The organism is Chryseobacterium ginsenosidimutans (assembly GCF_039536845.1).
Classification (GTDB): domain Bacteria; phylum Bacteroidota; class Bacteroidia; order Flavobacteriales; family Weeksellaceae; genus Chryseobacterium; species Chryseobacterium ginsenosidimutans_B.
This window is the reverse complement of sequence record NZ_BAAAZJ010000009.1, coordinates 26,859-46,755: the sequence shown is the minus strand read 5'-3', so window position 1 is coordinate 46,755 and position 19,897 is coordinate 26,859. Positions and strand designations below refer to the sequence as shown.

At 33.2% G+C, this 19,897-nt stretch carries 16 protein-coding genes and 2 tRNA genes; 7 read left to right on the top strand and 11 right to left on the bottom strand.

All coding sequences use genetic code 11. From position 1 onward, the window contains the following. Positions 1-3 precede the first annotated feature (3 nt). On the top strand, positions 4-1,215 hold the full coding sequence (locus ABD745_RS10245) for an exo-beta-N-acetylmuramidase NamZ family protein (protein ID WP_344828913.1): 1,212 nt from the start codon (positions 4-6) through the stop codon (positions 1,213-1,215). 59 nt (positions 1,216-1,274) lie between these two features. Here ABD745_RS10245 and ABD745_RS10240 read toward each other — a convergent pair whose 3' ends face one another. From ABD745_RS10240 to ABD745_RS10210, 7 genes are all read right to left on the bottom strand, one after another. Next, on the bottom strand, positions 1,275-1,481 hold the full coding sequence (locus tag ABD745_RS10240; protein WP_344828911.1) for a hypothetical protein: 207 nt from the start codon (positions 1,479-1,481) through the stop codon (positions 1,275-1,277). Between the two features lie 4 nt (positions 1,482-1,485). Further along, positions 1,486-2,118 carry a DUF3575 domain-containing protein gene (locus tag ABD745_RS10235; protein WP_344828909.1) on the bottom strand — a complete coding sequence of 211 codons (633 nt, stop codon included), beginning with the start codon at positions 2,116-2,118 and terminating at the stop codon, positions 1,486-1,488. A 3-nt stretch (positions 2,119-2,121) separates the two neighbouring features. After that, complete coding sequence (locus tag ABD745_RS10230) at positions 2,122-3,297, bottom strand: thioredoxin family protein (protein ID WP_344828907.1); 1,176 nt, start codon at positions 3,295-3,297, stop codon at positions 2,122-2,124. A gap of 143 nt (positions 3,298-3,440) precedes the next feature. Beyond that, positions 3,441-3,513, bottom strand: a tRNA-Phe gene (locus ABD745_RS10225). A gap of 118 nt (positions 3,514-3,631) precedes the next feature. Then, a tRNA-Phe gene (locus ABD745_RS10220) sits at positions 3,632-3,704 on the bottom strand. Positions 3,705-3,802: 98 nt separating this feature from the next. Beyond that, on the bottom strand, positions 3,803-5,644 hold the full coding sequence (locus ABD745_RS10215; RefSeq protein ID WP_344828905.1) for a bifunctional lysophospholipid acyltransferase family protein/GNAT family N-acetyltransferase: 1,842 nt from the start codon (positions 5,642-5,644) through the stop codon (positions 3,803-3,805). Positions 5,645-5,668: 24 nt separating this feature from the next. Further along, entirely contained in the window at positions 5,669-6,907 is a 1,239-nt protein-coding gene (locus ABD745_RS10210) for an aspartate kinase (RefSeq protein ID WP_344828903.1), read from the bottom strand. A 313-nt stretch (positions 6,908-7,220) separates the two neighbouring features. Between ABD745_RS10210 and fbp the strand changes: the two genes are divergently transcribed. Together fbp and ABD745_RS10200 are read left to right on the top strand one after the other, a co-directional pair. Further along, positions 7,221-8,237 (top strand): class 1 fructose-bisphosphatase, encoded by a 1,017-nt coding sequence (gene fbp / locus ABD745_RS10205; RefSeq protein WP_047397801.1) that lies wholly within the window; start codon positions 7,221-7,223, stop codon positions 8,235-8,237. Next, a complete protein-coding gene (locus tag ABD745_RS10200) occupies positions 8,238-9,242 on the top strand; it encodes an o-succinylbenzoate synthase (protein ID WP_344828900.1) in 1,005 nt (334 codons plus the stop codon). Between the two features lie 2 nt (positions 9,243-9,244). Here ABD745_RS10200 and ABD745_RS10195 read toward each other — a convergent pair whose 3' ends face one another. Continuing rightward, positions 9,245-9,397, bottom strand: a complete 153-nt coding sequence (locus ABD745_RS10195; RefSeq protein ID WP_156062464.1) for a bacteriocin-like protein — start codon at positions 9,395-9,397, stop codon at positions 9,245-9,247. Positions 9,398-9,813: 416 nt separating this feature from the next. Beyond that, positions 9,814-10,947, bottom strand: coding sequence for an alpha/beta hydrolase (locus ABD745_RS10190; protein WP_344828895.1), 1,134 nt, complete (start codon positions 10,945-10,947; stop codon positions 9,814-9,816). A gap of 158 nt (positions 10,948-11,105) precedes the next feature. Here ABD745_RS10190 and ABD745_RS10185 point away from each other — a divergent pair, with 158 nt between their 5' ends. The 3 genes from ABD745_RS10185 (at position 11,106) to ABD745_RS10175 (ending at position 16,464) form a co-directional block, all read left to right on the top strand. Next, entirely contained in the window at positions 11,106-12,779 is a 1,674-nt protein-coding gene (locus tag ABD745_RS10185) for a glutamine--tRNA ligase/YqeY domain fusion protein (RefSeq protein ID WP_344828893.1), read from the top strand. 251 nt (positions 12,780-13,030) lie between these two features. Beyond that, positions 13,031-14,254 carry an MFS transporter gene (locus ABD745_RS10180; protein ID WP_425549793.1) on the top strand — a complete coding sequence of 408 codons (1,224 nt, stop codon included), beginning with the start codon at positions 13,031-13,033 and terminating at the stop codon, positions 14,252-14,254. Between the two features lie 179 nt (positions 14,255-14,433). Next, positions 14,434-16,464: a TonB-dependent receptor gene (locus ABD745_RS10175; protein ID WP_344828889.1), complete on the top strand. Its 2,031-nt coding sequence runs from the start codon at positions 14,434-14,436 to the stop codon at positions 16,462-16,464. Positions 16,465-16,577: 113 nt separating this feature from the next. On the opposite strand, the gene ABD745_RS10170 is transcribed toward ABD745_RS10175, so the two are convergent. After that, on the bottom strand, positions 16,578-17,540 hold the full coding sequence (locus ABD745_RS10170) for a YpdA family putative bacillithiol disulfide reductase (RefSeq protein ID WP_344828887.1): 963 nt from the start codon (positions 17,538-17,540) through the stop codon (positions 16,578-16,580). Between the two features lie 161 nt (positions 17,541-17,701). Here ABD745_RS10170 and ABD745_RS10165 point away from each other — a divergent pair, with 161 nt between their 5' ends. Then, the gene (locus ABD745_RS10165; RefSeq protein ID WP_344828885.1) at positions 17,702-18,340 is read left to right on the top strand and encodes a hypothetical protein; all 639 of its coding nucleotides are present in this window, start codon (positions 17,702-17,704) and stop codon (positions 18,338-18,340) included. A gap of 169 nt (positions 18,341-18,509) precedes the next feature. On the opposite strand, the gene ABD745_RS10160 is transcribed toward ABD745_RS10165, so the two are convergent. Next, entirely contained in the window at positions 18,510-19,808 is a 1,299-nt protein-coding gene (locus ABD745_RS10160; protein ID WP_344830056.1) for a glycosyltransferase family protein, read from the bottom strand. Positions 19,809-19,897: the final 89 nt, after the last annotated feature.

The window sequence follows — 19,897 nt, the reverse complement described above, 5'->3', positions numbered from 1 at the left end:
CGTATGAATTTAGATTTCAAAATTAAAAATTTACTTCTTATTTGCCTAATTTTTTTAGGAGTATTCAATCAATATTATTCTCAAACTCAATATAAAGCCGATTTTAAAACCGGAGCAGACCAACCCGAGCTGTATTTACCTTTATTAAAAGGAAAAACAATCGGTGTTGTGACGAATCAGACAGGTTTGATGAGTGACAGAACTCACGTTGTAGATTTTTTAGTTAAAAACGGAATTAAAATTAAGTCGATTTTTGCACCAGAACATGGTTTCAGAGGTGACGCAGACGCGGGTGAAAAAGTGAAAAACGGAGTAGATGTAAAAACCGGAATTCCCATTGTTTCTTTATACGGAAATAATAAAAAACCAAAACCTGAGCAATTAAAAGGAATTGATGTCATAGTTTTTGATATTCAGGATGTTGGAGTGAGGTTTTATACTTATATCTCAACTTTAACCTATTTAATGGAAGCCGGAGCCGAAAATAATGTTGAGGTTATGGTTTTAGACAGACCAAATCCTCATGACGGCTATACGGACGGTCCGGTTTTAAGAAAAAAATGGACAAGTTTTGTCGGAATGCACGAAGTTCCTGTTGTGTATGGTTTAACAATCGGAGAATATGGAAAAATGGTGAATGGAGAAAAATGGCTTAAAGATGGGGTTCAGGCAAAGTATACTTTAATTCCGATGAAAAATTATCATAAAAAATTGCGTTACCCGATTTTAGACAAGCCTTCTCCGAATCTACCGAACGATAAATCGATTAATTTGTATCCAAGTTTATGTTTTTTTGAAGGAACGCAGGTTTCGGTGGGAAGAGGGACGGATTTACCTTTCCAGATTTATGGTTCGCCTTGGACGGCAGGCTTGCCTTATCAATTTACACCAAAACCCAATTTCGGAGCAAAAGATCCATTCTTAAACGGGAAATTATGCTATGGTGAAAATCTTTCAGATTATAAAACTGATTTAAGAGAATTAAATCTTGAATGGGTAATGAAAGCATATAGAAATTATAAAAACCCTGAACTGGATTTTTTCCTGAAAGCTGCAGCGGGTAAAAATCTTTGGTTTGATACTTTGGCAGGAACTGATGAATTGAGAAAACAGATTATTGCCGGAAAATCAATATCCGAAATAAAAAAATCCTGGAAATCGGATTTAAATAAATTTGAGAAGATCAGAAGTAAATATGTAGTTTACGAAAACTGATAAAAAAAGTCAATTGTAAATTCTACAATTGACTTTTTTATTTTATTTAAAATTTAAATTTAATCAAAGTTCTGTGGAGGGGTTTTATCATTCTTTCCTTTATTCATAATAACAAGTCCGATCGATAATCCGATAACTCCTGCAACAGCAATCATTAACGCTGTTTGTAATTTATCAGCCTGATTATTTCCAATATAATTCATTAAAAACAGAATGATAAAAGTAATGGCACAGATGATAAGATGGTTTTTTCCGAATAGTTTCATTGAATTATTTTAATTTATAAGAAATCATGACACCGCCTCTGTAAGGAAGGATTTCTCCACTTTTATTGTATCCTTTCGGGTTGTCATAACGTTCTCCTGTTGAACGAATATATCCTTTATAAAAGTCTTGGGAACTTCCGATACCTGCGTAAATATCAACATTCCATTTGTCTGCAATTTTAAACTGATAACCTCCCGTAATACCGAATATTAAAGAATATCCTTTTTGATAAACATCAGAATTTTTATAAGTTATTCCTGTGTTTTCATCATTAAAAGTATTATCATTCCAATAGTTCCATTTTTGTGCAATAAAACGAGATCCTGCAATATTTGCTCCGATATACCAATGTTTGAAAGCCTCATTAAAATAATATCTGCCTTCTAATGAAAGAGAATAATATTGCAGTTCATGTCCTGCAAAAGATTTCCAGGGAGAAATAAGCACGTCACCTTGTACGGTAATTTTTTTGCTTAATTGATGCTCTAATGCTACATTTACAACTCCGATAGGAATAAATAAAGCATTTCCTTTTATATAAACACTTGTTTCTGCGTTTTGTTGTTGTTCCTGAGCTTTTAAATTCCCTAATAAGAATAGGGTAAGAAGCGCTGTAATAAATTTAATTTTCGACATTTGTTATTTTATTTGTTTTAATAACTCATCTGCTAAAGTAGAATCTTTTTGAGCCTGGGAAGCCATATTTTTAGACATTTCGGCGTATGTTTTTGCCATCTCTTTGTTCCCTGTCAAAAAATAAAGCTTAGCTAAAATATATGTATTTTCGGATGTTTCACCTCTCATCACGGATTTTTCTGCCCATTCAGCGGCTTTTTTCAATGAAGAAACGTTTTTTACATGTTCGGAAAATATCCAAGCTGCTTTTAATAGTTCATTCAGTTCAAAAGATTCTGAATTTTTATAATATGCCAAAGCTGCTTTTTCATATTCCGGAAAATTAGCATTTTGTTCGTAATAGCTTAGCTTTGTCTGATTAAGCTTTACTTCAGCATCGTGTTTTCCTACTAAAGGTTCGGCAGTTTTCATGAAATAATCATCGTTAATCCTTTTATTTTGCTGGTCGATAGCCTGTTCAACAATCTTTCCTAATTTTATCTGATTATCGAATTCTTTGTAGGTTTCTTCCGGTAAAAACTTAATGATTTCAGATTTTCTTTCAGTAAAAGTTTTGTAATTTTTCTCTTCAGTGGATTTTAAGAAAAATAATAAAAGTCCGACATCATCTTTTGTAAATTCTTCCGTTTTTTTCTTGTTTTCAAAATATCTTTCGGAAGCTTTTTTAGCAAAATCAAAATCTGAAGAAGAGTTTAATTTCATAATGTTGATCAGAAATTCCGGATCTTTTTCACCATTTGCAAAACGTTCTTTTAAAGAACCTTTTTTATTATTAGGAGAGTTTACATCCTGCGCCATTGAAACGAAAAGACTTCCTTCCATATATCCGAAATTCTGAGAAACAAGTTCTCCGTCTCCATTTAGAAAAAGATAAGTAGGATAGGAACGTACACCAAATTTTGAAGCAATTTCTCTTCCTTCACCCTTTTCCATATCGAATCTTGCATTGATGAAATTGGTATTATAATAATCTCCGACAGCTTTTTGGGTAAAAGTATTTTTTTCCATCATTTTGCATGGACCGCACCATGAAGTATAGGCGTCGATGAAAAGTAGTTTGTTTTCTTTCTTCGCTTTTGCAACAAGCTCTTTAAAAGGAAGATCCTGAAATTTAACAGCTTCCTGAGCAAATGCAGTAATGGCAGAAAATAAAAATAATCCAGAGATAATCTTCTTCATTTTTCAAATAAAATTAAAAAAGCGAATATACTTATTTTCAACGTAAATGAAGTGTGATTATGATTGTATTAACTAGGATTTAACATCTAATGTGAAAGTATGAATGAAAACAAAAAAGTCATCCCGATTGAGATGACTTTAAGTGGTTTCTCCAGGAATCGAACCAGGGACACATGGATTTTCAATCCATTGCTCTACCAACTGAGCTAAGAAACCATTTAATTTTTACTTCTTTTTTGAAGTGGTGCAAAAGTAATAATAATTATTAGATTCTGCAAATTTTATTTTAAAACAGTTTTGAAAAGAAAACCACCTTTTTACAGGTGGTTTTGTGTGGTTTCTCCAGGAATCGAACCAGGGACACATGGATTTTCAATCCATTGCTCTACCAACTGAGCTAAGAAACCATTCTTTTTACTTCGTTGTTTTAAAGTGATGCAAAAGTAGTAAGTTTTGATATATGAAGCAAGTATTAATAATAATTTTTTTAACAAAACTTAAAAACCTATTGATTCTCAGCCGGATTATTTTCCTGTTCCTTTCTTATTTGTTCGCTCATTTCCTCTAATACAGGCTTTATCGTGCTTTCAGGAAGGTCGCTGATTCGGATATACATCAGTCCGTCGATCGCATCATTGAAGTTGGGATCAACATTAAAGGCAATGACCTTTGCATTTTGCTTTATATATTTTTTAATTAAAACAGGTAATCTTAATTCCGGTTCAAGATCGTCGATAATTTTATCTAATTTGTTAAGGTCAGATTCCATTTCATCAAAGAAAAGATTTTTATCTCTGTCACGGAGTTTAACTTTGTATTCATTTCTTGGTGTAATGTATTGAGCAACAGCAGAATCGTAATAATTTGAACGCATGAACTCAATCATCAAAGACTTTGAAAATTCAGAAAATTTGTTGGAAATACTTACGCCTCCCATCAAAAATTTATGATCCGGATTTCTTAGACAAACATGTACAATTCCTCTCCATAAAAGGAAAAGCGGAAGTGGTTTTTGCTGATATTCCTGGCAAATATAAGCTCTTCCCATTTCAATAACTTTTTTGAAAAAAGGATGAATGTCCTGTTCAAATTCAAATAAAGAACTCGTATAAAAGCCTTTAATTCCGGACTTTTTCATGACTTCTTTACCTAAGGCCATTCTGTAAGCTCCGACCAGTTTTTCCTCGGCATTGTCCCAAAGGAAAAGATGGTGATAATGCTTGTCATATTCGTCAAGATCGAAAGGAAGATTGCTTCCTTCACCCACAGCACGGAATGTAAGTTCTCTTTGACGTCCGATTTCTCTCATTACGGATGGGATTTCTTCATAAGCCGTAAAGTAAACTTCATAATTTCCGTTGCTGAAAAACATTTTATCTGTGCCTTTCAGCTTATTAATGTCTTTTAAAATATCTTCTTTCGGAGTTTCGTCAATAATATTTTGAACAATATTTTCTTCTTTAAGCAAAGGAAATTTTACCGATAAATTTTGAAGATTAATACTTTGTGCTAAAGATTTTCTTTTTTCATAGTAAGATTTCATCATATAAACCTTACGTTTCAAGAACTCGCCCAGTTCTTCAATGGTTTCCATGTCGTCCATTGCTTTTACGGCAATAGGTCTTCCTATTCTTACACGAATTGGTTTTTCCCTGTCATTCATCATTTCTGCAGGAAGCATCAATGTCTGTAAATTAGGATGTATTTTTGAAACCTGATAAAATAATCGACTATTTTTAGCATGGAAATACATAGGAACTACCGGCACTTTTGCCATTTTTATAAGCTTAAGAGCCGGTTTTTCCCATTCTTTATCTAAAATTTCTCCATAAGGATTGTTTTTGTTAGAAACTTCTCCTGCAGGAAAAATACCTACACAGCCTCCGTTTTGTAAATGTTTCAGCGTTTCACGCATTCCTGAAGAACTACTGTAAGCTCCTTTTCTGTTCTCAAAAGGGTTTACAGAAATTACGAATGGTTCCATCGGTTTGATCTTTTCCAGCAGGAAATTACCCATCACCTTGAAATCCGGACGAACTTCTGATAAGATCTTGCACATTAAAATCCCGTCAATCGCTCCAAGCGGATGATTCGAAACCAAAATAAACGGTCCCGTTTTAGGGATTTTTGCCAGATCTTCTTCAAAAGCTACATAGCTTAAGTTTCTCTCTCTCACAAATGAGTCGAAAAAGTCTTTACCTTCCTTGTCTTTTAGCTTGTCATACAGCCTGTTTACTTCATTTATTTTAGCAATGCTCATAACAGCAGATGCTACAGGATTTTTAAGAAATCCTATTTTACTTAAGCCGGAAGCTTTAATTAGATCGTTCTTCGAAATTAAACTCATATTGTGTTTAGTCGCAATTAGTTTTTATTGTGTTACCATTTGAAGAGTATTCTTTGAAATCTGTTCCAATAATACACTTTTTTCTTGGTAAAATTTGTCGATGTTCTCCATCTTTGCATTTCTTACCGTAAATAAAGATACATTTTTTACAACTTCTGTTTTAAATACTTTCTGCAAATCTTCATTAAGCTCATCTACCGTGTTATATTTATCTTCTAAACATAAAGCTAGTGAAATTGCTGAATTCTGCATCAAAGAAACTTTAATTTTATACTTAGATAAATGTCCGAAAACTAAACTCATGTGATCTTCTGCGATGAAAGAGAAGTCTCTTGTCGAGATTTTCAGCAAAGTTTGGTTTTCTTTTAAAATATAAGATTCTTCACTTTGATTTTTTTCTGAAGCACCCACTTTTGTCCCTTCTTTTGTCGGGTCTACGAAAGATTTTACATAAAAAGGAATGTTTTTTTGCTGAAGTGGCTGTAACGTTTTCGGGTGAATAACACTTGCTCCGTAATACGCCATTTCAATTGCTTCTTCGTAAGAAATATTAGAAAGAAGAGTAACATCCTTAAATTTTCTCGGATCTCCAGTCATCACTCCCGGAACGTCTTTCCAGATTGTCATCGCATCTGCATTTAAACAATAAGCAAAAATCGCAGCCGAATAATCCGAACCTTCTCTTCCTAAAGTTACGGTAAAATTATTTTCATCAGAACCGATAAAACCTTGAGTAACGTAGCAGATTTCTTTATTTAAGGTAGAGATAAATTCTTCAGTTTTAGCCCAGTCTACAGTACCTTCTCTATAAGAATTGTCTGTTTTTATATAATCTCTTGCGTCTAGCCATTGATTAGTAAACTGGATTTCATTTAAATATTCACTTAAAATTTTAGTGGAAATCATTTCCCCACAACTCACTACCTGATCGTAAACAAAACTATAGTTTGGAGATTTGTTTCTTCTTAAAAAAGAGTCGATATCATCGAAAAAAAGATTGATTTCTGCGAAAACCGGATGATTTTCCGGGAATAATCCATCTGCAATTTCAATGTGTTTTCGTTTTATCTTTTCAATCTCAGTTTGATAATTATCCTTCTTGAAATAAAGTTCTACAACCTTTTCCAACTCATTAGTCGTTTTGCCCATTGCTGAAATTACCAGCAAACATTTAGCAAATCCCTGGCTTTTTAGAACCATGGATACATTTTTTACGCTTTCAGCATCTTTTACCGATGCTCCACCAAACTTGAAAATTTTCATTAAATTGTTAATAATAAAATTGTTAGATAAAATTTGTGGGAATATTTTACGGGTGTCAAAATTATAAATTTACAACGAGATATGAAATAGGCTGATTATGAGATAGGCTTAAGATTTTATTAAAATCAGTAAATAGTTTAAATTATTCTGATTGCTTCAACAAATTGGGAGGTCTTTTCATAAATAAATTTTAAGTGCATCGACGACTTAGCCTTGTATGATGTTGATTAATAGGTGATAAAGTGTTTTAAAAGAAAACCTTTCCTTATGTGATAAATTTTACGAAATTTGGAGAAAACGTAAAAAGAAAAATATGTCAGATCAGCCATTACAGACTTTAGGAGAATTTCTTATTGATAAACAGGATGATTTCCAATATTCTACAGGTGAATTTTCTCGCCTTCTGAGTGCAATAAGACTAGCTTCAAAAGTTGTAAACAGGGAAGTAAACAAAGCCGGAATTGCAGATATTATCGGGAAAGCCGGAAATGAAAATATTCAGGGTGAAGAGCAGCAAAAGCTGGATGTGATTGCTAATGAAATTTTTATTACCGCATTATCCCAAAGAGAGGTGGTTTGTGGTATTGCTTCCGAAGAAAATGATGATTTTATTGACATTAAATGCGGTGAAAACGGTCATTTAAGTAAATATGTTGTATTGATCGACCCGCTTGACGGTTCTTCAAATATCGATGTAAACGTTTCTGTAGGAACTATTTTCTCAATTTACAGAAGAGTTACAGAGCCGGGAACACCGGTTCAGCTGGAAGACTTTTTACAAAAAGGAATCAATCAGATTGCTGCAGGATATGTTATTTACGGTTCATCGACAATGATTGTTTATACGACGGGAAACGGGGTGAACGGATTTACATTGGATCCATCATTGGGAACATATTATCTTTCTCATCCGAATATGAAGTTTCCTACAACAGGTAAAATTTATTCTATTAATGAAGGAAATTATATCAAATTCCCTCAAGGTGTAAAAAATTATCTTAAATATTGCCAGATGGAAGAAGGTGACAGGCCTTATACTTCAAGATATATTGGTTCATTAGTTGCTGATTTTCATAGAAATATGCTGAAAGGCGGAATTTATATTTATCCTTCTTATTCACAGGCTCCCAACGGAAAATTAAGATTACTTTACGAATGTAATCCGATGGCTTTTCTTGCTGAACAAGCGGGTGGAAAGGCAACAGACGGGTTCAGAAGAATTCTGGAAGTTGAACCGACAGAACTTCACCAAAGGATTCCTTTTTTCTGCGGAAGCGTCAATATGGTTGAAAAAGCAGAAGAATTTATGCGAATTGACAGTGTAAAATAAATGAAAGCAAAATATTCAAGATATTTATTAGAATTCAAACGCCCGAGTGGAACATCTCGCGGCGTTTTGCATGAAAAAGAGACTTTTTTTCTTGAAATTTCAAAAAACGGAAAAAAAGGAATAGGAGAGTGCGCAGTTTTCAGAGGATTAAGTTTTGATGACAGACCGGATTATGAAGATAAACTTCAATGGCTCTGTGAAAATATTCAGCAGGATTCCGATTTTTTAAAGGAAGAATTAAGGGAATTTCCATCGATTTGGTTTGGGTATGAACAAGCTGTTTTAAATTTAAAACATGGCGGGAATCTTTATTTTCCGAGTGAATTTACAGAAGCTAAAACTCCAATTACAATCAATGGTTTGATTTGGATGGGTGATATTAATTATATGGAAGAACAGATTCAGGATAAACTGGAAAAAGGTTTTCATTGTATTAAATTAAAAATTGGGGTCGACTGGAAATCTGAGCACAAAATTCTTCAAAAATTAAGACAGAAATTTTCAAAAGAAGCGTTGGAACTTCGCGTTGATGCAAATGGTGGTTTTAATAAAGAAGAAGCTAAAGTTGTTTTACAAGAATTGGCAGATTTATATATTCATTCGATCGAACAGCCGATCAAAGCCGGAAATTGGAGCAATATGGCGGAATTATGTGCAGAAACTCCGACTCCGATTGCTTTGGATGAAGAATTAATAGGAATTATTGATTTTAATGAAAAGAAAAGGCTTTTAGAAAAAATAAAACCTCAATATATTATTTTAAAACCATCTTTAGTAGGAGGTATTTCAGGTTCAGATGAATGGATTTCTCTTGCTGAAGAGCAAAATATCGGCTGGTGGATCACTTCTGCATTAGAAAGTAACATTGGTCTGAATGCAATTGCGCAATATACTTTTACTAAAAAAAATCCGATGCCGCAAGGTTTGGGCACCGGATCATTATTTGTCAATAATTTCGATTCAAATCTGGATTTGAAAGGAGAGTTACTGTACTTCAAAAATTAATGTTAAGGAGTAGGGCATGTTGGATTATCCTGATGTTCGGCATCCCAAACTCTGCAGCATCTTGCAGCCGGGTTCCAGTTGTTGCATCCAAGAGGTGCAGATCCTCCTTTAATAGTTTTCAACTCGCTTTTTTTAAGTTTTTTTAGATTTTTCATAATGAACATTTAGTTTGATTTGTAATGTAAATATGAATCTCTTTTTTGTATTGTGCAATATTTTTAACTTACATTAACACACATTGGTGTGATTTAAATAAAAAGCAAAGCAAACTCTAAAGTTCATCTAAGACTTTGAGTAGTAAATAGAAAATGCGGAAAATAATTTAAAGATAGTAGTTGTTGGATCGTATAATTTATTGTTTTTAAGGATTACTATTCAATTATTAAATAACGTCTTTTACGAAAATTGTTTTCTTAATGTACTCTAACAGTGAAGAAAACTTTTTTTTAAACTTTTCCATGAGACAATTTTTAGTGTTCTATAGTTTTATAATTTTGCAAGCTTTGTGCCAAGCAAAAAATCATTTGATACTCTGAAACAAAGCTTTTATCATATGTTTAATTTTTATCTATTATGAAGAAGTAATTGTGAAAATATTTTCATTATTTTTGATTCTGTTGCTGATAAGATTCCTATCCACCCCATATAAATTTTGGAAAATATCATTTTGAACCATCGAGCTTGAAAGGTACCCCCAATGATTTCCGACTTCATATTTAAAACTGTTTAACACGTCGTCTTCTACAAACGTACAATCAATAACCGAAACGATATCTTTGAATTTTTCAATGTCGCCCGGTCCGTGTTTTCCTAGTCTTGGAGTCAAAATATTTTTTGTAAACTGAGAAATTCCAAGGATGTTATCTTTTCGATTTAAATAAATGGAAACTCTATTTGCTAACAATGGGAGCTTATTAAACGAATCTTCCGAATCGTCAAAAACTTTATAAGTCACATCAGAATTTAGCAATAAAACCTGATCGATGACTCTCAAAATATTTTCCTTTTTTAAGCTGTACAACATACTTTGAAGCACCCGGTTTCCCATCGAATGCGCCATGATATGGATCCTTTGTTTACAGGGAATTAAATCACGATTCGAAAAAATATCTTTTAAAAACTGCGTGTAAAAGTAAAATAGCCTCATCAAAGAATTCCCGGAATTGATACTTGAAGCTTTATCATCAAAATACGTCAACGGAACAATACTGCTTGAAGCTGGCCAACTTACAAATAAAATTTGTTCAACAGGCGATTTCGGATTATCAATAAACAATTTTTTGAGATCAAGGATGGCTTTCAGCTCGTCATCAAAATCATAGGCGTATCCATGAATGAATATCAAAACATCACTTCTGTCTTTTGTAGAAGACATGTTTTTATACAATTCATAAAACATTTTTTTGGTTCCGCCGAGATTATTGGCTGTTAAAATTGATTTTTTAATTCCTTTTTCATTGAGCAGAACATCCAGAACATCTTGGTAGCCTTGCTTTTCAGGCTCAGAAAAGAGTTTGTAATTAAGAATATTTCGATTGGTATAATCTTTCTTTTTTTTAACTGCTGCAGTTGGCTCTTTGTAATTATCGAAATCACATTTTGCAATCCTGAAATTAGGAATGGAGTACTCGTCATTAGAAAAAGAGTCTACTTTTTCATCTTTGTGACGAGCGATTTTGCGATTGCTTAAAATATAAACAGCCATGTTCGAGAGATTTAACAAACGGTTTTTTAGTCATTCCTAAGTTAAATAAAAATATTGAATCATTAACAATTATAGTTTTAAATTATAATTTTCATAAACCCTTAAAATTTCCTAAATTTGCAAATTGTCGTATAATACGGCATTTAAAGCGAATTTTAATGGAAGAAGAAAAAAAATCACTCAATTTTATTGAGCAAATTATCGAAGATGATTTGGCAAACGGTCTGAAAAACGATCAGATCCGTTTCCGTTTTCCGCCTGAACCAAACGGTTATCTGCATGTAGGTCACACAAAAGCGATCTGCATCAACTTCGGTTTGGGTGAAAAATACAATGCTCCCGTAAACCTTCGTTTCGACGATACGAATCCTGAAAAAGAAGAACAGGAATTCGTAGATTCTATCATGAAAGACGTTGAATGGCTAGGTTTCAAATGGGATAAAGTTTTGTATGCATCCGATTACTTCCAGCAGCTTTATGATTGGGCAGTGCAATTGATCAAGGAAGGAAAAGCTTACGTTGATGAGCAGCCGTCTGAAATCATTACTGAGCAAAGAAAGAATCCGACAGAACCGGGAGTTGAATCTCCATTCAGAAATCGTCCTGTTGAAGAGTCTTTAGACTTATTCGAAAGGATGAAAAATGGTGAATTTGAGGAAGGGTCAATGTCTCTTCGTGCAAAAATCGACATGGTTTCGCCAAATATGAATATGCGTGACCCTGTTATGTACAGGATTTTGAAAAGACCTCACCACAGAACAGGAACAGACTGGAAAATTTATCCGATGTACGACTGGGCGCACGGTGAATCTGATTATTTAGAACAAGTTTCACATTCATTATGTTCTTTGGAATTTGAGAACCACAGACCGCTTTATAACTGGTATTTGGAGCAGGTTTATGACGAATCTAAAGTAGCGCCGAAGCAAAGAGAATTTGCAAGGATGAATGTTTCTTATATGATCACTTCTAAAAGGAAATTACAAAGATTAATCGCTGAAAATGTAGTCAATGGATGGGATGATCCTAGAATGCCTACGATTTCCGGAATGAGAAGAAAAGGGTATACGCCTGCTTCCATCAGGAATTTTATTGATAAAGTAGGGGTCGCAAAAAGGGAAAACTTAATTGAAATTCAATTATTGGATTTCTGTGTCCGTGAGGATCTGAATAAGGTTGCTAAACGTGTGATGGCAGTGGTAGATCCTGTCAAATTGGTGATCGAAAACTATCCTGAAGGTAAAGAAGAATGGTTAGAAACCGAGAACAATCCTGAACAGGAAAATGCAGGAACAAGAGAAATTCCTTTCTCAAGAGAATTATATATTGAGCGTGAGGACTTTAAGGAAGAAGCTAATAATAAATTCTTTAGATTAAAATTAGGAGGCGAAGTCCGTTTAAAATCTGCTTACATCATCAAAGCTGAAAGAGTGGAGAAGGATGAAAACGGAGAAATCACTACGATTTACGCTACTTATGATGAAAAATCTAAGTCCGGAAGCGGAACTGAGGAAAGTTTAAGAAAAGTAAAAGGTACGTTACACTGGGTGTCTGCAAAGCACGCACTTCCTGTTGATGTGAGAATTTATGATAAACTATTCACTGTTGAACAACCTGATGCTGAGAAAGATGTAGATTTCTTGAATTTCATCAATCCGGAATCTGTTTCTACGATTCAAGGTTTTGCTGAGCCTGGTTTAAAGGATGTTGCTGTTGGAGAGCCGCTTCAATTCCAAAGAATTGGATATTTCACGAAAGATCAGGATTCTACGGATACCAAATTGGTATTCAATAGAACAGTAACATTAAAAGACTCTTATAAGCCGGAGTAAAAATTTATTTATATTATTATAAATGAAACAGGGCTTAATTTTTTAAGTCCTGTTTTTTTATGTCATTGCGAGGAGCGAAGCAATCTTAAGCATATTTATTAGCCACAAAGTTTGTCATTCCGTAGGAATCTAGGCATATTTTGTAAAGGCTTTTCTGATCAAACTAGTTGGGATTCCTACGGAATGACAAACTTTGATTTTAAATTTTAAATAAAAAAATCAAATACAAATTATTAATTAAAACGTAAGAAATTGTGAAACTAATACACATATATACAAATTCATTCAAAGGGCTTTCCGAGGAAAGTTGGATGCTCGCGTTGGTAATGCTCATCAACCGTGCGGGTTCGATGGTACTTCCTTTTCTGGGAGTTTATATGACGAATCATTTACATTTTAGCATAGAAAATACAGGAGTTGTTTTAAGCTTTTTCGGAATCGGATCTGTAATCGGATCTTGGTTAGGAGGATTCATTACGGATAAAATAGGGGAATATAAAGTTCAGTATATGAGCTTGTTGTTGAGTGTTCCTTTGTTTTGCTTAATTCCGGTTTTTAAAACAGAAGTTGGAGTGGCAGCGATCATTTTGTTACAAAGTATTGTGAGTGATACATTTCGTCCTGCCAATTCTGTGGCAATTACAAAATACGCAAAACCGGAAAATATTACGAGAGCATTTTCATTAAACCGTATGGCAATTAATTTAGGTTTTTCCATCGGCCCGGCTTTGGGAGGGATTTTATCGGCGATCTCTTACGAATTTTTATTTTACAGTAATGCTTTAGCGGCTTTACTGGCTGGGATATTATACATTTCTTTCTTTTACAAACGAAATAAATTAGCAAAAGTAAAAATCACAAAAGTAAAAGAAGCTATTGAGATTAAAAAAGAAAATTCGCCTTATCGGGATGGTAAATTCTTGATTTACTGTTTCTTTTGCTTGCTGTTTTCGATGTGTTTCTTTCAGTTATTCAGTACGTTAACGATATTTTACAAAGATGTTGCGAAGTTGAGTCAGCAGAATATCGGCTATATTTTAGGGTACAGCGGTTTCCTGATTGTATTGCTCGAAATGGGATTCGTACAGATTGCAGAAAAATATTTTAATCTGGCTTTTACGATGCTTTTAGGAACTTTCATTTGCGGATTTTCGTATGCGATGATGGCTTTTGATTACAGTATAATCGGACTGGTTATTTCAATGACATTGCTTTGTATCGGGGAAATCTGGACGCTTCCTTTTATGTCTACGATAACTGCAAAACGTTCCGGACAAAACAATAAAGGTGCTTATATGGGACTGAATGGGATTTCTTTTTCCGCAGCGTTTATTATTACGCCTTATTTAGGAACTTTGTTGACTGAAAAGTTTGGTTTTAGTGCCTTGTGGATCGGAACGGGAGTTTTAGCGACAATTATTGCTGTTGCATTTTATTTTATCATTCCGTGGATGATTAATGACAAGAAAATTTAATTTAAAACTAATAATTTTGAGAGAGTCCCGAAGGGACGATTTAATAAAGGATAGGATGAAGTCCTATTAAATATCATTCAAATATAATAATGCCGCAAATATTTTGCGGCTTTTCTTTTAGGTTAAATTTAGTCACAACAAAAATTCAAAACTGTATAATTTTTGCTTTAACCTATTCAATGGCAAAACTATATTTTCTATTTTCCTTATTTTCCGTTTCATTTTTCTTTTCACAAAAGAAGGATTCTGCTACATTGATTTCAGAAGTTCAGATCGATGCTTACAAAAAATCGACACCTTTTATGGTTTCTACAAAGTCGGTTTCCGTGGTTTCTAAAAATTTATTGAATCAAAATACACCGGAAAGAATGTTGGAGTCTGTCAATCAAATCGCAGGAGCCCGAATGGAAGAACGTTCTCCCGGAAGTTACAGGATTTCTCTTCGTGGAAGTACTTTGAGGTCACCTTTTGGGGTTAGAAATGTGAAGGTTTATTTTGATGATTTTATTTTGTCAGATGCTTCAGGAAACACTTATTTTAATCTCATTTCTCCTGAATTGATTGATAAAATTGAAATCTATAAAGGTCCCGAAAGCGGAGATTATGGTGCAGTAACAGGCGGAACACTTCTTCTTAAAACAAAAGATTCCGAGAATTTATCTGCCAATTTTGCCATAGGAAGTTATGGAACTTTCAATCAGAGTTTTGATGTTTCAAAGCAATTGGGAAAACATTTTGTTGAAGTTTTTCAGAATTATTACCGGACGGATTCTTACCGTGAACAATCTGCAGTAGAGAGAAAGCAGATTTTTATTAAAGACAATTTTCAATATTCAAAAAAAGGTTTATTAAAAGCAATGTTGTTGTATTCTGATCTCGATTATGAAACTCCGGGTGGATTAACGTTAGAGCAAATGCAAGCCAATAGAAAGCAAGCCAGACCATCGACAGCCACACTTCCAGGTGCAAAAGAACAGAATGCCGGAATTCAAAATAAAATGATTCTGGCTGGACTTTCACATGAATTTTATATTAGTCCTAATTTCTCACATTTTATATTAGTTCAAGGCTCATATGTCGATTTTGAGAATCCTTTTATTACCAATTTTGAGAATCGTTTTGAGAAAAATTTTGCGTTGAGAACTCATTTTAATTATGAGAAAAACTGGAACAAAATTGCATTAGCTTACAGATTCGGTTTTGAGGGCGGAATCAATGACATTTTGATTAAAAACTACGATAATAACAAAGGAATTGAAGGAAATCCACAAAATTTTGACCAGATTAAAAATACTTCAGGATTTTATTTTCTTTCACAAAAATTAAATTTTAACGAAAAATTATTTACAGATATTTCTATCAGCTTAAATTCTAATTCTTATGAATTTGAAAGGCTTTTCCCGACTTCTGAAAACGGAAATGTTAAGTTTAAAAATCAATGGCTTCCCAATTTTGGATTAACTTATCTTTTTGTAAAAGGATTTTCAATCAGAGGAAAAATCGGAAAAGGAAACTCAGCTCCGACCAATGAGGAAATCCGTTCTTCCAATCAACAATTTAATGTAAATCTCGTTCCCGAATATGGCTGGAATAAAGAAATCGGAATCAGAAAACAGTTCGGAAACTCCATTTTTATAGAAGGGAGTTATTTTAATTTCAGAATGAAAGATGCGATTGTCAGAAGGCAAAATGAAGCAGGGCAGGAGTATTTTGTAAATTCAGGTGAAACAGTTCAGAAAGGTGTTGAAGTTCTTTTGGAGTCTAAAAATTTTAATCTTAAAAATGATATTTTTAGCAATTTTAAATTCAGATTTTCCGGAAGTTTTTATCAGTTTAAATTTGAAAACTATAAACAGGACAACAAGGATTTTTCCGGAAACGATTTAACCGGAGTTCCGCGAACGACGATAAATAGTTTGTTAAGCTTCACTTTCTTAAAAAAACTTTCCATCGATTATTCACACTTTTATACCTCAAAAATGCCTTTGAATGATGCAAATTCCGTTTGGTCGGAATCGAGCCTTGTCGGAAATATTCAATTCAGATTTCCTATAGATTTTGAAAAAACGAGACTAAATTTATATCTTCAAATTCAGAATTTGTACAATACAGATTATGTTTTAGGCTTCGACATTAATGCTTTTGGAAACCGTTTTTACAATCCGGCTGCAAAACGGAATTTTGTTTTTGGAGTGAACTTGAATTTTTAATTTGTTTAATTTTTTACACCCACTTTGTCATTCCGAAGGAATCTAGACATTGTTTTATAAATTTAATAGTTGAGATTCCTACGGAATGACAAACTTGTGTTTATTACAATTTGTTATTTAGAAAGAATATTTTTAACAATCATTTCTGCATGAATTCTTGAGTTCTCAATAAACCAAAGATGAGTATCTTTTCCGCCACAGACAACTCCGGCCAAATAAAGATTTTCTACATTTGTTTCCATCGTTTCAGGGTGATAAAGCGGGTTTAAACATTCTCCCTGCAACTCAATTCCTGAGTTTTTTAGAAAGTCAAAATCGGGTAAATAACCAGTCATTGCTAAAACAAAATCATTTTCAATTTCCTGGATTTGTCCATTTTCATCTTTAAAAATGATGTTTTTTTCTTTAATTTCGATAATTTCAGAATTGAAATATGCTTTTATACTTCCTTCTGCAATTCTATTTTCAATATCAGGTTTCACCCAATATTTTACACTTTTTGAAATTTCAGAATGCCGGACAATCATGGTAACTTCAGCTCCTTTTCTATACGTTTCTAACGCTGCATCAACTGCCGAATTACTCGAACCAACTACTACAATTTTCTGTTTGGCGTAAGGATAAGGTTCTGTATAATAATGTTTTACTTTTTTCAGATTTTCTCCCGGAATATTCATCATATTTGGGATGTCATAGAATCCGGTTGATATGATTACGTTTTTAGCGAAATATTTTCCCTTCGAAGTTTCAACTTCAAAGACATCATTTTCTTTTGAAACTTTTAAGACCTTTTCATAAAGATTGATGTTAATATTTTTCTGTCTTGCAATTCCCTGATAATATTCCAAAGCTTCCTGTCTTCCGGGTTTCGGAGCAGTTGAGATGAACGGAATTTCATCGATTTCTAACTTTTCAGCCGTTGAAAAAAATCGCATGTATAAAGGGTAATTGTACAAAGAATTGACAATGGTTCCTTTTTCTATAATTAAATAAGAGAGATTATTTTTTTTAGCTTCAAGAGCACAATTAAGTCCGATGGGACCCGCTCCGATGATGAGAATATCCAGAATTTCCATAAAGCAAATGTACAAAAAAGCGGTAAGTGGAAGACTTTAAGCTTTAAGCTAAAAACTATACTCACAATAATTAAAGTCTATCCCAACTCTAAAATACTCAAACTCTCATACTCAGAAGATGGCATTAGTTTTGGTGATTTTTATTCTATTAAAATTAAAAAATGAAGAAATTATTTCTGTCAATATTCATTATAAGTTTGGTTGCCTGTACGAAAGAATCAAATAAATCTACTAATTATAAAGTTGATTCCACAACACAAACCAGTGTCCAAACTTCAAATCCTGACCAAACTACACCAAGCAGAGAAGAGATCATCAAAGAAGCTAATGATGAGGTTTTAAAAACTATAAAAAGCAGAGATTACAAAAGATTTGCAGAGTTTATACATCCTGAAAAAGGGGTTCGGTTTTCAATGTATGCTTTCGTAGATCCAAAAGAAGATAAACAATTTTCCAAAGCTGATTTTGAAAAATATCAACCCACGAAAACTATTTTCACTTGGGGAACAATGGATGGTTCGGGAGATTTGTATAAGGCTACAATTGATGATTATTTTACAAAATGGGTATATTCAAAAGATTTTGTAACCGGACAATTTTCATTGAATAAATTCCAGGGGAAAGGAAATTCATTGAATAATTTAAAAGAGATTTATCCTAAGGCAGATTTTACGGAAAACTTTATCAAAGGTTCGCAAGCCAATGCCGAAATGGATTGGAAATGTCTTCGATTAGTCTTTGAAGAATTTCAGGGAAAATATTATCTGGTTGCTGTTATTAATAATCAGTGGACAATTTAGTACTCAATTTTATTTTTAACGCAAAGTTTTTAATTAGATTTTATTTATTTTAAGGAAGTAAAAATGACGATAAAGTCGCTGATAAAGTCAGCTTAATCAAACCGATGAAATTGATTATTCCTTTATTTTAAGGAAAGAGGAGTGCTACAGTAAATCTTTGCGTCAAAAACTATAAAATCTCACCCAATTTTTTTGTCAAATTTCTTCTTGAAAATTGTTCTATATTTTGAGTGTTTTCAAGAAGATTTCCGTTTTTCCACAATTCAAATTTTTCTAAAATAAAATTCTTTATTGTTTCAGAATCATCATAACTGAAATGCTTTCCTGCATTGGTTTCATTTAATATTTTAGAAACATCAGCTTCATTGGGACCAAAAGAAATAATTTGTTTCCCGGTTGCCAAATATTCGAATATTTTTCCCGGAATAATTCCTTTTGAAGATTCATTAGGAAAGTTAGTTATTAATAAAAGCGAAGATTTCGCCATTTCATTGATTGCTTTGTCATGTGAAATATATCCTAAATTAAGAACATGATTTTGTAAGCCGGAATTTTCAATTGAGTTTAAAATTTTATCATCAATTCTTCCCGCAAATTTTAATGTGAAATTTTCAGCAAAATCTGAATTTGTCTTCACTAAATTTTCAAGCGTTTTCCAAAGATTCTCAGGATTTCGAAGTTGCTCTAAAACCCCGATGTAGCTTAAAGTGAATTTTTGTTTGAGAGTCTGAGAGTCTGAGAGTTGAAGAGCTTGAGAAGCATCTGTCTCATCAAATCCATTTGTGATACAAACTGCATTTGCTCCATTTTTACGAAAATTTTCAGCATCAGTATAACTTGTCGCCAACGTAATATCTGCATTTTTGAAGACGTCATTTTCCATTTGGCGATGCTTTTTGTCTGAACTTTTAGTTAGTCTTAAATGTTTGTAGTAAGAGATTTCTGTCCACGGATCACGGAAATCGGCAATCCATCTCAGATTCGGAAATTTCTTTTTTAGATTTAAACCGATCAAATGCAAAGAATGTGGCGGACCGGAAGTTACCACAACATCAATTTTATTTTCTTTTAAATATTGTTCTAAAAATCTTGTTGAAGGTTTTACCCAAAAAAACCGGGCATCAGGAATGAAAAAATTTCCCCTTACCCAAATCGAAAGCTTTGATTTCCAGCTTTGATTTTTGCCAACATCAAACTGTCCGGCTTTGAATTTTTTATTACTTTTATTAAGCTTTTCAGCCAGTTGATAAGGTTCCCAAATTTTTGTTTTAATGATTTCTAAATCTTGAGGAACATCTTTCATCAGGCTTTCATCCAATAAAGGATAACTCGGATTTTCAGGCGTGAAAATGATTGGTTTCCAGCCAAATTCAGGTAAATATTTTGCAAATTTCAACCACCTTTGAACACCAGGACCTCCCGCAGGAGGCCAGTAATAGGTGATGATCAATATTTTTTTCTGTTCCATTAACTTATGAATTCTTTTTGCCATTCCGTAGGAATCTAAGCGAAATTTTTTAGAATTATTTTTTTATTAATGACTAGATTCCTACGGAA